We start from the raw sequence: 12,703 nt of genomic DNA, 5'->3' as shown, positions 1-12,703 counted from the left end.
CTACTTTGTCTGTCTTGGCTATGCCTCTTTTAATGATAGCTCTCGTGGGGATGGGATTGGTTCATAAGGAAAAGAATCAATGTCAGGGATTTGGCAATTCCCCAATTTAATAACAGATAAATCATCCAAAGCTTGCGAATGAGCAAGCTTTACCTTTAATAACATTGGTTTTGAATATTCTTTAAAAATAGTCTTGTTTGTATAAACATAACAATTACAGAATACCGGTGCCAGACCATTAATGCAAGCAAACCTAGGTTCCAAAAAATAAGCAATAATATAGTAGGGAATTTTCAATAAAACCCCTTCTTTTAACTTTATTTCCAATATATCAGCAACCATATTGATAGACCCATCAAAAAGCTTGGGGTCTCTCAAAGATCCGGGCAAAGATAGGTCATGAGATTCTTTGAATATTGCTAATTCGTTGATTGGTTGAGAAATAAGAGTCCACCATTTTTTTTCAGGTTTGGCAGCTCCGTGCAATTCTGAATAGGAAAAAAAAAGGGCCAGAAGGCCCACTATAATTTTTTTCATATGATTACTTACTGACCTCGATATCCATGCCCAGCAATATCAACAAATCGTGTGATTTCGCCCTTAAACTCAACATGAAATGAGCCTACCGGGCCGTTACGTTGTTTACCAATAATAATCTCGGTTAACTCTGGATTATCGGTATCGGGATTGTAAATAACATCGCGATAAACAAAGAAAATAACATCTCCGTCTTGCTCAATAGCACCCGATTCCCGCAAATCAGAAAGCATAGGGCGCTTGTCTACCCGACTTTCAAGCGAACGCGAAAGCTGAGAAAGTGCTAAAATTGGTAAATCAAGTTCTTTTGCCAAGCCTTTAAGAGCGCGGGAAATAGCAGATATTTCTTGGTTTCTGTTTTCATGTTTGCCATGAGAAGAAATGAGTTGCAAGTAGTCGATTACCAAAAAATCGATGTTCTCTTTTGCTTTGAGTTTACGCGCTTTTGCACGCAATTCCATAATATTTATTGAAGCAGTATCATCAATAAATATTTTTGCTTCAGCCAACTCAGCAGCATGATTAGTTAGCGACATCCACTCTTCTGAAGAAACCATAGCGTTACGAATCTTTTGATGTGGAATTCCAGACTCAGCTGAAAGCAGCCGTAGGACTAATTGTTCTGAAGACATTTCTAAAGAAAAAACACCAACTTTTGCGCCAGAGCGCCACGCATTAGTCACAAAGTTAAGTGCTAATGCGGTTTTACCCATCGAAGGTCGCGCAGCCAAAATTAATAAATCACCGCGTTGCATGCCGGATGTCATTTTGTCAAAGTTCTGAAAGCCTGAAGGAATGCCGGTTACGCCTTCGCGATGACTCTTAACATCTGCCAATTGTCTAAAGGTTTCTTTAAGCAAAATGTCGAGCTGCACGAATGTTGGCGCGGTTAGCTTGTTTGAAATCAGATAAACTTTTTTTTCAGCATTATCCAGAACCGTATCTATTTCAGAGACTTTCTGATCATAACAGGTTGAAATGATATCAGTTGCCGAATAAATAAGTTCACGTAAAATAGCCTTGTCTTTCACTATTTTTGAGTGTTGCGATATTAAGCCCATCGCCGGGATATCTTCTTGCAACTCCATCAAATAAACAATCCCGCCAGCAGATTCAAGAAGCTTTTTAGTTTCAAGATGATCTTGAATTACAACAAGGTCCATTCTTTTGGAAGCTTGTCCAAGTTCAAGGAGCGCCTGATAAATAATTTGATGAGGCTTGTGATAAAAATCTTCAGCCTTTAAAATATCAGAAACTAACGTTAAGTTTTCATCGTTGAGCAAAATAGCAGCAAGTACCGATTTTTCAGCTTCGATACTTGCTGGCAATGTCTTACCTAAAATGCTTTCTGTTGTATCTTGCTTACGTCGTATATCTGGTGAATTTGCATGGCGTCCAAATGCCATTTTTAGTCACCCTTTATTCGTCTTTTGCAACAACCTTAAGCGTCAATTCTGGTTTAAGCTTTGAAGAAAGCTTAATAACAACTTTGTGCTCGCCAAGCGAACGAATTGCTTTGTTGAATTCAACTTGTTTGCGATTTATAGTAACATCTTTTTCTTTAAGCAATTCTACTACTTCATCGGCACCAACAGCGCCATAAAGTTTGCCATCATCATGAACACGTTCTTTAATAGTAACATGCATGCCTTTAATACGTTCAGCAAGCATAGCAACTTTACTGCTTAAAACTTCTGCAGTAACTTTTTCTTTAACGGTACGTTCTTTATAGAACTTCATATCAGCACCGGTAACTTTAATACCAAGCTTTCTTGGAAGAATAAAGTTTTGAGCGTAACCGTCACTCACATCAACAATTTGTCCTGCCATGCCAAGCTTTTCAACATCTTGGAGTAAAAAAATACGCATGGTTATTTCCTTTCATAATTTTATTTTTTGATAACATTCATGTCCAATATAAACTATGGGCAACCCAAACCAGGCTGCTTTAATGCAGGTTACATTTTCCATGATTTTTGTAAAATAATCAACAAACCAACTGTCATTTACAAAGAAAAAAAGTACAACTTTTTTCTTCATCATACGATATGCTAAAAAATCTGCTGCCCTACTCATAAAAAAGAGTTCAGAACACATGCGTGGAACAATAAGATTTTCTGAATCTATTTCAAAAACAGGCGCAGTTTTTTCTTTACTGGAGCCTTCTATTGTTTCTCGCAGATCTTTTAAAAATATGTCCCTGAGTATAGCGCACTTTTTAAAAAATGGGGGCATCTTTTCTACAAAAGGCACTGAATGTGTTTTTTTATAAATTGTTTTTATGCGACGTAAATCTAGACAATAAATCGCCTGGTGCAATTCGTGCTGCTCATTTTCAAACTGCGCGCCAATCAGTAAGTGTCCATTGGCCGGCAAAGCACATTGTAACATCTGAATCATCCAGGGCTCTTGATTGATATGAAACGGTATGGTGCTTTCAGGCGCTACAAAAAGAACATGCTTTACAGTACCTGAAAGTTTATGTGCCCCAATTGCCTGATACACGCCGTAAACCCGCTGCTGCACGCTCCTGCTCTTTTTAGGTTTTATGTGCACTAACTCAACTTGGTCTGGTTCAAAACAAGAACGTTGCTGTGTTGGACCATACAAACAGTTACCAAAAAAAGATACCATTGCCAAGAACCATGAGTAGCGCACCAGTGGAATTAATGGATTGGCAAAGGGATAACCACAACTATCAAAACTTCCAAATACTAACAAGCCCCAATAATCATTAAAAACAAAATAACCAAGCACTACAAACAGCGAACTAATCGCACGCAAAAAAGTCTGCTTGCACCACATAATAAGCCAAGAGCCAGCACCAAACCACACACCCGCAATACAACTAAAGTAAAGAACCATAATGGCGTACCACAGGCAACTTGCCGGTACACTGACTTGAGATTTAGTAACAAACAAACACAAAAACCACACCAAATGCAACGCGTAGAAACAAACTCCCCACACAAAACCCTGCGCACAGGCACGCTTAAATGTTGTATGTAAGCCTGCATAAAAATAATACCACATAAGCATTACTGCCAGCACCCCCCCCCACGGACATAGATCTGGCAAAAAAAGCGATATGTTAAGAAAAAGTGTAGACAATATAATTATAAAAACTAACACAACCTGCCAGCCCCTCTATTTTTAGCTTTTTGATACTTTATTGATTTTTAGATTATTTCTATCTTAAAATAAAATCTAGGACAGATTTAAAAGAAATGGGTTGAGGGGGATTTTCATGAAATTACTACGCTTATTTTCGATTATATTTTTTTGTGTGGCTTTTAGCTCGCACGTAATTCCAGGCAGCATAAAAGATATCAAAGGTACGTGGAATCTTTTACTTCCCGAACACCGACTCGCTCTATCTCCAGCACTAGGTGCACTTGCGATTGAATCAAACTATATTAAAAAGTTATATTATTTTGGCAACCCAAAGCATGCCACAACACAGTTAGTTAAAGTAATTTTTCATTCTTTTAATGGTGGATTTCAACCCAGCAAGCATAACATGCCAACGCCACTCTGTTCAATAAAAACAATCGCCAAGCTTTTAACAACTATCCATCAAAATTATGGTCAGTCTAACGAAATACTTAAACAAAAACTTATTCAAACCATGATTTCTGATGACGATTTTAAAACAGAGTTTATTAATAGAAACAATGGACTTACATTGTCTGACGCACAAGAAGAATATGATCGCTATCAAAAAGAGTTGAGCGTCGTTGAAGAATTAGCACAAAGTTATGATGATCTAAAAAAACGTACCGTTAATTATTTGCGCTCTCAAGGAGTAGCAGAAAAAGACCTTCGTAATGACAATGAACTTATTACGCAACTTAGAATCATAATATCAACAAGAGAAAATTCTTCAGCATCTCAAAGAGCCGAAAAAAGAAAAAGACAAGTTCCTGCAACTATTGAAGAATTAACAACCGCATTAGGTGCAAAAAATAGAAAAAAAGAACTCTCTTTAATCCTTTCTAAAAACCGAATTATCTCAATAATCAACTTTGCAGATCTTATTGCACGTTCATATAATGAAAACACAATACAACCAGAGAGCTCTTCCTCGAGTTCAAGTTCTAGCTCAAGCTCTTCTTCTTCAAGCTCTAGCTCAAGCACTAGCCTATTTTTTCTAACAAAACAAAATTACGAACGCTACACTACAGAGCATATTTTACTTGCCTGGCTTTATAAAAAAAGCCTAACAAGAGAAGACTTTGCAACATATTTTCAGGAGCTTCCAAAAGAATTTTTAGGATCAAAAGCAACTGGTGATTGGATCAATGATAGTTATGCACCTAATGCACATAAAAAAATTCGGGAAAACCTTGCACAAGAATTAAATGAAATTCTTGATATTGAGGTTATTTTTTCTTCTTTGACAAGGGACGAATTCGACTTTGCCAATCTTATTTATGCTGAAATTATGAATCAAAAATATGGACAACCAATTCCTTATTTACCCGAATTTGGAACAGTTAACTTTGGGGGCGTAGTTTTTAACGATTGCGTAGAAACAACAATCAGAAATTTATGCAATGTCTATACCTACAATCAACAAGATCGCACCTTTGGTAACAATGCTCATGATGAAGTTGTTTTTTCTCAAAAGTTACATGACTTTTATGAAAAGAGCATTGCGAATAAATTAGAAGATGAAACTCAAAGCCCAGCTGTTCGACAAGATTGGAGTGAGAACCTAGAAAATTTACCACTCATTACTTATGCCAAAATAAAGCTACCGGATAGCAAAAACTTTGTTGATGCTAGTGAAATTAGTAGTACCAACCCATGCGGATTTATTAGACTAACTGATCAAAGTGTTCTTCCCAATGAAGGAATAATAGCATCGACTACTATCACCCTTGACAAACAAAAAATTACCTTTGCAACACTAACTTTTAATGACTTTACCTATATCCTTGTTCCTACAGGGGTTTACGAAATATTTGAAGTTAGAACATCATTACAAAACATTATTATTATTTTAGATAACCTCTTGGGACTTAACCTTTTTGCATCACAAGATGAACCAATTTCAAGTTCTTCTGCAGGATCATCAAGCTCGTCTGTAGCATCTCGTTCAAATCTTGAAGAGCAATTTTTTAATCTTACCTTTAACTCAACCCATTTTAGACGCTTATGTGCAAAACTTAAGTGGGAACTTGACGATGTGGAAGATTCGGAACTGGATAACCAAAATGTTCACGAAGTAATAATCCCAATTATAAAAAAAACTGCCCAGTTAATTAAAAAAACCACCGATACTGCTTCTTTTTCCCTAGTTCTTCTTCCTCACCGACATGCCTATGCCGTACGTAAAACTACACCAAGCAGTATAGAAAACTATGAAAGATATTTGAACGCATACATACGAAACAATTTTTTTATCATCCAAAATCCTTTCATATTTATTATTGCAAATCTTTATCAATATGGACTGGCACTGCCATACCTTGATAACTTTGGCTTTCGCTTGCTGTCACTTTTCTTTACGCACAACCTTTTAGAGCCGCAAATAAAATTTGCAGCCCTTGAGAACATACTCAAGCGCTATAAAAGTGCAGTCAAAGAAAATATTATCAGTTTAGTTACTCAGCTTATCGATTCATTTGAACTCGAACAAAATCTTAACTATCACAATAAAATTTCATTTTTATTTAATAAATATCAAGTCTTTTTTGAGAAAAACAAAATTAATCAGCAACTTCAAGAAACGCTAAAAAATCTTTGCCAAAAAATTATTGCGCACACTGCACAAACAGCAAAATTAAGAATCTTGGTAAAATTTGCAGATCTAGCAAAAACTATGAATTACAAAACAATACTGGATTCTATTAAAAAGCAAGCAACAACGAGCATTCTCAACCAAAATCCAGTAATTTATCTTGAAGCAATTAAATTGTGTGAAAAACTTTTTCAAACAGAACCAGGATTTATTAAACAAGCAACAAGTACTGCCAAAAAGTATAGCCAATCTGCTAGCCAAGATTTACGTAGAATAGGTTGCGGCTTATTTAAAGCACTTGTCAAATATACGGAAGCGGAAGCATTCGAGCCCGCAGTTGAGGCAGCTCAGAACAATAGTAACCATGCGAATCTCAGCATTCGAGCAGAAGCGCTTGATTTGTTGAAGGTTCTTGTTATGCGTAACCAGGCATTTGAACAAGCAGCTAATGTAGCACAATTTAACATCACCAATGAAAATGAAAATATTCAAACAAGAAGCTTAGAACTTTACAAAACTCTCGTTGAAAAAGATTATGAACCAATATTTGATGAAGCGATAACAAATGCTCTTCAAGATAATAAAGAAACACTCGATACACGTTTTGACATAGTAAGATTATTAGTCGAAAAAGGTTATGTTAACGCTTATGATCCAGCAATAAATCTTGCTATGAAAACAATTGAGACAACTGACGATTTCCTTATCATCAATTCAGCATTAGAGTTGTTAAATGCTCTGATAGAAAAGAGAATAGGGATAAAACAGGCAATTAGAGCAGTTACAATAATTAAAACTGAATATTTGAATTCATTAGATTCCAGCACTTTCTTTGAAACTCTCTTTACCATAGATCAGCAAGAGTTTAGCCAAGAAATAATTAGTGCCGTTACCGAAAGCCCCGCTCTCGTTACCAATTTAGTCGCACTATTTAAACATTTCAAAGAAATTAATGACAATGCAGTAAATCAAGCACAATACTTTGCGCAAGCCCACAAAGAACATGAAAACACTGATGTTAGATCACTTGCCCAACAACTTGAAACGGCAGTAGAGCTGGTCGACCAGGGCAATGACGATGATGATGAGTAAGCAAAATTATGAGTTGGCACAGAAAGTAACATGGCTGACAGCAAGCTTTTCTCCTCGAATTGTTGATTGTTTTTTAACAACACAGCGCATACCAAGCGTTGCTTTATTTTCTTCAACAAGCTGCACCACCATGCGCAGGCACTGGTTAACATCGTCTTTGTGGAGCGTTAAAGCACCACGCACTAGCTTATTGTCGGCCAACGATAGTTGCTGTTCAAGATTAAAGCGCAGCGGTTTTTTGCTGGTTACGCTGGCTAAAAGTCTTTGGTAGTTCTTGTTTACAAAGTTAGAGGCCGCGGTAAAAAAGTTTTGTAGCATGCGCTGCTTCACTTGATAATTGTCGCGCTCATGCACCAGATCAAACAACAACGATGTTCGCTGCCAATGCAAAAGCATTAACACGGAAAGCATCGATGTTATGCCCAAGACCAAGAGCAATGCCGAGCCGCGGTGCTTTTTCATACGATAATCCTGTTTTGCAATGGAACCGTTGCCTGATAGATTTTACTCTGTTGTTCATACGTAACTGCTACCGCCTCAACACAATTGGTATCTCGATTAATAACAGGCTCCAAACGAACCTCCGTCACGCCGCAGCCAAAAAAATCGGTCTGCTTGCGCGCCCACTGTTTTTTTGCCGGTTCATAAAGGCCATACGAGCGCATCAGGCCATCTTTGCTAACCGACCAGCTTACCCACTGACTTTCAAGATTACCGCGCGGATCGATAAATTCTTGCTTAAAAGTAGCTCGCTTTGCTACCCAGTCGGCCGACTGCATGCTGGCACTGGCCAAATCGCGCTTGAGCAAATCAACAAAAATAGTAGTCCGTACCAAATCTTGGTGCGCTGCCGAGCGGCGAGCTATAGAAAGGCTTGTTTGGTTGAACAATGAAAAGGCCAGGCAGGCCAAAATACTAGAAAGCGCTAAGTACACCGTAACTTCAACCAGCGTAAAGCCAGAAGGCCTTGGCTTAGCGAGCCTGCGCAACAACCGTCTCTTCATCAACAACAACTCCTCGCGAGCACCAGGCCGGTATTTTGTGGGCACTCAGAATTTTTACATAAGACCTGGCAGTTGCCGGCACTGCCCGCTGATTGGCCTGCAACGAAGGCTTTGAGCCTTGGAGCAAAGTCATAATACCATTTTGGCTCCGCGTCAGCGCCTGCTCTAGGCTGCACATGGCTTTAAAGGTGATCATCAGAATAGCAAGGGCCACCATAAGTTCAATAAGCATAAAGCCCTCATTTTTTACAAAAGAGCTCGGTTTTTTAATTTTCTTAAAGAAATAAATAATCAAAAAATCTCCTTATTTGACTTTAGAGCCACCAAACATTTACCTTAATAATAGGATTAAATAGTGAGGGAGATCTCATTAAGCTTTTTTTTAACTGTAGGCCCAAAGGATAAAAATGAGCAAAAAAATTATATTTTCATTCATTTTTACGCTTGTTGCAGGTATTACCTGCCTCAACGCTTTTAACTTTGATGAACTTTTCAAAGGCGTAGATTTTGACAAACTTGCCCAAGATATGGAACGCGCACTGAGCGAAAAAAAATCTGGCCCCGCACAACGTCCAACCTGGGGACAGCCATTTGGACCGCGAGCAATGCAAAAACCTGAGCTGAATAAAGCAAAAGATACCAGCGAAAACCAGGAAGAAGAAAAAGATAATCGCACGCTTTTTTTGGAATCGTTAATTATCAACAAAGACCCACAAGCAAAACCCGCTGAAGATACAGCAAAAGTTGGCACGTACGTTTTTTCTCATGCAAAACGAGAAGCATTTCGTTTTTACATGAATCAATTTGTTGATTTGCTTAAAGAAGTTGAACGTAAAATAGATTCTTCGGAAAATTTTTCACCAGAATTTAAAGTTATATTTTCTGACTTTAAAACAAATATCGACGAAATTACGGTTGCTCACGGCATTATCAATGACCACAAAATGTACCAACGCGTATTCTTTTTACCACAATTTGAAGAGCTTCGTAAAAAAATAGTTGATGCGTGTGAGCGACTTGAGCAACTCAATAAGCGCATTGTAATTGACTTGGCACAAGAAGAAGCAACGACTAAAACAGAAAACAAACTTCAGGAACTTGCTCAAACACCAACAACCCCTCTCCCAAGCATTAAACTTGAACCACAAGAAACAAAAGCAGGAACGCGCCGCGGCATCATTGAAAAAGCTCTTAAGCCGCTTGCCGATGACGAACAAGTAACTAATCCAGCAAATCCACAATTTACCGTTGGAGAATAGGATGAAAAAATTGGTTATTTTATGCGCACTCCTTGTGACTACTTTTTCATTCTGTACTGCTTTTTCTTGGTATGATAATGAGCAAGATTCATGGCCAAATCACCATACTCAAGAACAACCAGTCCAAGACTTGATTATACAACACGATACATCAAACTTTACCGCCCTTGAGCAAGAAACATACGCAACCATAACACACGTACAATCAATCGCTCGAACACTAAAACTTACGCTAGGCAGTCAAACAATAAAAAAAACATTGGAAACGCAAGTAAAAAAGAGAAAAGCAGATCGCGAACGAGCACGCCGCAAAGCTGAGCAGCAAAAACGTTCACAAAGATCATCATGGTTTTGGTAAGGAAACGGTATGAAGATTAATCTAAAAAAAGTAATTATTGTTTTTTTCTTAGCCCGCTTATGTCTTTATGCAAACTTACATTCACTACCGCCATTATTTTTTGCACCAACATCATTGGCAAATCAGGTCATAAACTCGCCACAAGAAGTTCTTGAAGCCGATATAAAAAATTTATTTTCCACAAAAATTACTCCCATTGCCCAAGAACTTAAAAAAATGCCTAGTGGTAAAGAAACAGAAGATGAATTAGCCAAAAAAAAGAAAGAGCGAGAACAAGAATTGCGAGAATCACAGCAACGTCGCGCCATGCAAGAACGAAGCAGACCACGTTCGTATAGCGTTCCACCTTACGGCTTTCCACGGTCATATTCACGGCCTTATGGTGGCGGTAGCAGCAGTTGGCGATCACCATATTCATCGCCATCATCGTGGGGCTCAAGCGCAAGTAATTGGAATCGCCCATCATCCTATCCCTCATCATATTCTTCTCCTCAACAACCATTTGGACAAAGTTTTACATCACCGTCAAGCGCTTTAAGCAGCTCAGACACATCATCAAGCATGCCATCAAGCACTGAAGACAAAAAATCTAATTTGGGTAGCTATAAATCAGTTGATGAAAAACACCTCAGAGCTCTTTATAACAAGCAAGATGCGCTACTTGCAAAACTTAAAAAACTTAATGCTGACCTGAGTAACACCCAAAATACCACCGCTGTACAAAGCTTGATTGCTGAATTACCAAGCTTTAATCAGACGCTCAAGGGAATGCAAAAAGAACTAGATAAGCTCAGCGCTACAAGTCGTGAAAATTTTGAAAAGTCTCTTAATACAATTAAAACACCAATTTATAAAGTAACACTAACAAACCTGCTTAATAACGTTGAGCAAGTTCCTGCAAATAATGTAGACGATTTTAAAACCTTTGTTGGTGATATCAAAGAAACACTTGGTCAAGCAAATTTTCAACAAATTATAGACACCGCCATTCCCCAAGCCTATCAAAAACGATTTGCAACACGAAGTTTTTCAACCAACCACACCGCATTGAAAAATGCCAAAAAATACCTAGAAACTACAAAAAACCTAATTCCTGAATGTGCGGCCAAAGCCGATCCACTCTTAAACGATATTGACCAAAACCTTACTCGGTTGCCAGCACTTGCAACGCCTCCAGCACCTACACCGGCCACCGTAGTACTGCCCGCACCCGTTGTGCCATAAGTTTAAAAAAAAGGACCGATCATGAAGTTTATCAGAAGAGCATTTGTCAGCATTTTACTGCTCAAAGTAGCATTTGTGGGCGGGTTTGTTTTTCTGGTTATGTACCTGGCAAAGACCTTTCGAGTCTAGTTATTTCATTATTTTACTTCATTTGCTTTTAAATAAAGCCATTTTTAGGTAAAAATGGTCTTATTTAACTTATTCAACAATTCAAACAACAACAAACCGCAAACCTTTATGCATTTCCTGCAACAACTTGACAAATATAAAATATTTATTACTATTAGAGATAGTAACATGATATAAAATCGGCCCTTTAAACCGTGCAAAAAACAGGAATTACTATGAAAAAAAGCTTTTTTTGTTCATTTCTAATCGCTTTGGCCTTTACAGCCACTGTTATGCCTGCAGCTTCTCCAACTAAAGAAACACTTCTTGTAGCCCTACAAAATGACGATTTAGTAAAAATCCAAGAAATAATTGAAGTTGATAAAAGCAACATAACAATCTGTGACCACGATGGCAGAACAGCCCTTTATATTGCTGCTTTTCATGATGATATAGATTTGGCTGAGTATATTTTAGTACACCATAACCTTTCTGGTATTGCCTTTAATAAATTTATTAATCAACCAGAAAAGCACTGTGGGTGGACACCTCTTCATGTTGCAACAATTTTAGAACATGATCAAATGATAGATATGCTTATTAAAGCTGGAGCTAATACTACGAAAAAAGATCTACAAGGCAGAACACCTGAACAACTTGCAGCTGAAGTTGTTTATAGTGATAACGAATATTATGATAACGAAACGTCAGATTCAAGTACAGACTTAAGTACAGATTCAGATGATTCACAAGGATATTTATCTTCAAGTGATGAAGATAAAAGTCAAAAAAAGCGCATTAAAAAAACAAACTAAACAAACGTTAAGTTTTATCACCACGATGAGCTCTCTGAGAACTCAGATGGTGTGATATTTTCACATATCAATCCGTACAAAAATCTATGATGGAGGTTTATATCATGGAAAAGAAATTATTAGGAATGTTTTTTCTATTTAGCTTGGCTTTAACAGCCAACGCAATGCCTGCTTCTTCGTCATTTCAAGACAGAGAAAATTTCGATAACAGTGGTGATTTTGATGTAAATGCCAAGAGTACAAGTTTTCCCCACATGACATTACTGCAGAAAGCTGCAATAAACGGCAATGTCGAATCTGTGCGATGCCTCATAAAAGCCGGCGCCAATGTTAACGCTGAAGATGATATTAATAACACGGCTTTAGACTATATTATTGAGCAACTTGATTATGGCCTTGAACAAGATTTTGTTGAGAAACTTATGGAAACAGCAGCATTACTCATCAACGCCGGTGCTATCGTAAAAGATAAAGACTACCTTGGCCTTATCCATCCGCAAACAGAACCATTTAAGGCTTTAATAGCGCCTTATCTTTCAAGAAAAAAATAAATTATTAAA

The 12,703-nt window shown here is 37.7% G+C and carries 13 protein-coding genes; 6 read left to right on the top strand and 7 right to left on the bottom strand.

The features are described 5' to 3' along the window. Window positions 1-18: 18 nt before the first annotated feature. From K2W90_03850 to K2W90_03835, 4 genes are read right to left on the bottom strand one after another with little or no spacing between them, the layout of a single operon-like run. The gene (locus K2W90_03850; protein MBY0353473.1) at window positions 19-537 is read right to left on the bottom strand and encodes a hypothetical protein; all 519 of its coding nucleotides are present in this window, start codon (window positions 535-537) and stop codon (window positions 19-21) included. Between the two features lie 8 nt (window positions 538-545). After that, complete coding sequence (gene dnaB / locus K2W90_03845; protein ID MBY0353472.1) at window positions 546-1,943, bottom strand: replicative DNA helicase; 1,398 nt, start codon at window positions 1,941-1,943, stop codon at window positions 546-548. Between the two features lie 13 nt (window positions 1,944-1,956). Then, window positions 1,957-2,406 (bottom strand): 50S ribosomal protein L9, encoded by a 450-nt coding sequence (rplI, locus tag K2W90_03840; GenBank protein ID MBY0353471.1) that lies wholly within the window; start codon window positions 2,404-2,406, stop codon window positions 1,957-1,959. A gap of 12 nt (window positions 2,407-2,418) precedes the next feature. Further along, complete coding sequence (locus tag K2W90_03835; GenBank protein ID MBY0353470.1) at window positions 2,419-3,576, bottom strand: hypothetical protein; 1,158 nt, start codon at window positions 3,574-3,576, stop codon at window positions 2,419-2,421. Window positions 3,577-3,784: 208 nt separating this feature from the next. Here K2W90_03835 and K2W90_03830 point away from each other — a divergent pair, with 208 nt between their 5' ends. After that, window positions 3,785-7,375 (top strand): hypothetical protein, encoded by a 3,591-nt coding sequence (locus K2W90_03830; protein ID MBY0353469.1) that lies wholly within the window; start codon window positions 3,785-3,787, stop codon window positions 7,373-7,375. 6 nt (window positions 7,376-7,381) lie between these two features. Here K2W90_03830 and K2W90_03825 read toward each other — a convergent pair whose 3' ends face one another. The 3 genes from K2W90_03825 to K2W90_03815 are packed head-to-tail and all read right to left on the bottom strand — an operon-like array spanning window position 7,382 to window position 8,674. Next, window positions 7,382-7,837, bottom strand: a complete 456-nt coding sequence (locus K2W90_03825; GenBank protein MBY0353468.1) for a hypothetical protein — start codon at window positions 7,835-7,837, stop codon at window positions 7,382-7,384. After that, entirely contained in the window at window positions 7,834-8,379 is a 546-nt protein-coding gene (locus tag K2W90_03820; protein ID MBY0353467.1) for a prepilin-type N-terminal cleavage/methylation domain-containing protein, read from the bottom strand. Before K2W90_03820 ends, K2W90_03825 begins: the two co-directional genes overlap by 4 nt. Further along, on the bottom strand, window positions 8,348-8,674 hold the full coding sequence (locus K2W90_03815) for a hypothetical protein (GenBank protein MBY0353466.1): 327 nt from the start codon (window positions 8,672-8,674) through the stop codon (window positions 8,348-8,350). Before K2W90_03815 ends, K2W90_03820 begins: the two co-directional genes overlap by 32 nt. Window positions 8,675-8,786: 112 nt before the next feature. On the opposite strand from K2W90_03815, the gene K2W90_03810 reads away from it, so the two are divergent. The 5 genes from K2W90_03810 to K2W90_03790 all read left to right on the top strand — a co-directional run bounded on the left by K2W90_03810 (window position 8,787) and on the right by K2W90_03790 (window position 12,694). Next, window positions 8,787-9,638, top strand: a complete 852-nt coding sequence (locus K2W90_03810) for a hypothetical protein (protein MBY0353465.1) — start codon at window positions 8,787-8,789, stop codon at window positions 9,636-9,638. A gap of 1 nt (window position 9,639) precedes the next feature. Next, a complete protein-coding gene (locus tag K2W90_03805; GenBank protein MBY0353464.1) occupies window positions 9,640-9,996 on the top strand; it encodes a hypothetical protein in 357 nt (118 codons plus the stop codon). 9 nt (window positions 9,997-10,005) lie between these two features. Next, window positions 10,006-11,220 (top strand): hypothetical protein, encoded by a 1,215-nt coding sequence (locus tag K2W90_03800; protein MBY0353463.1) that lies wholly within the window; start codon window positions 10,006-10,008, stop codon window positions 11,218-11,220. A 344-nt stretch (window positions 11,221-11,564) separates the two neighbouring features. Next, entirely contained in the window at window positions 11,565-12,143 is a 579-nt protein-coding gene (locus K2W90_03795) for an ankyrin repeat domain-containing protein (GenBank protein MBY0353462.1), read from the top strand. Between the two features lie 104 nt (window positions 12,144-12,247). Then, window positions 12,248-12,694 (top strand): ankyrin repeat domain-containing protein, encoded by a 447-nt coding sequence (locus K2W90_03790; GenBank protein ID MBY0353461.1) that lies wholly within the window; start codon window positions 12,248-12,250, stop codon window positions 12,692-12,694. Window positions 12,695-12,703: the final 9 nt, after the last annotated feature.

The sequence above is a fragment of the Candidatus Babeliales bacterium genome, from assembly GCA_019749895.1.
Taxonomy (GTDB): domain Bacteria; phylum Babelota; class Babeliae; order Babelales; family RVW-14; genus AaIE-18.
This window is presented reverse-complemented; position numbering and strand designations above follow the sequence as displayed.

Coding starts and splice junctions, on each gene's coding strand:
- K2W90_03795 (MBY0353462.1), top strand. CDS start 11,565: ATGAAAAAAAGCTTTTTTTGTTCATTTCTAATCGCTTTGGCCTTTACA.
- K2W90_03835 (MBY0353470.1), bottom strand. CDS start 3,576: ATGCTTATGTGGTATTATTTTTATGCAGGCTTACATACAACATTTAAG.
- K2W90_03810 (MBY0353465.1), top strand. CDS start 8,787: ATGAGCAAAAAAATTATATTTTCATTCATTTTTACGCTTGTTGCAGGT.
- K2W90_03825 (MBY0353468.1), bottom strand. CDS start 7,837: ATGAAAAAGCACCGCGGCTCGGCATTGCTCTTGGTCTTGGGCATAACA.
- K2W90_03820 (MBY0353467.1), bottom strand. CDS start 8,379: ATGAAGAGACGGTTGTTGCGCAGGCTCGCTAAGCCAAGGCCTTCTGGC.
- K2W90_03790 (MBY0353461.1), top strand. CDS start 12,248: ATGGAAAAGAAATTATTAGGAATGTTTTTTCTATTTAGCTTGGCTTTA.
- K2W90_03800 (MBY0353463.1), top strand. CDS start 10,006: ATGAAGATTAATCTAAAAAAAGTAATTATTGTTTTTTTCTTAGCCCGC.
- dnaB (MBY0353472.1), bottom strand. CDS start 1,943: ATGGCATTTGGACGCCATGCAAATTCACCAGATATACGACGTAAGCAA.
- K2W90_03805 (MBY0353464.1), top strand. CDS start 9,640: ATGAAAAAATTGGTTATTTTATGCGCACTCCTTGTGACTACTTTTTCA.
- rplI (MBY0353471.1), bottom strand. CDS start 2,406: ATGCGTATTTTTTTACTCCAAGATGTTGAAAAGCTTGGCATGGCAGGA.
- K2W90_03830 (MBY0353469.1), top strand. CDS start 3,785: ATGAAATTACTACGCTTATTTTCGATTATATTTTTTTGTGTGGCTTTT.
- K2W90_03850 (MBY0353473.1), bottom strand. CDS start 537: ATGAAAAAAATTATAGTGGGCCTTCTGGCCCTTTTTTTTTCCTATTCA.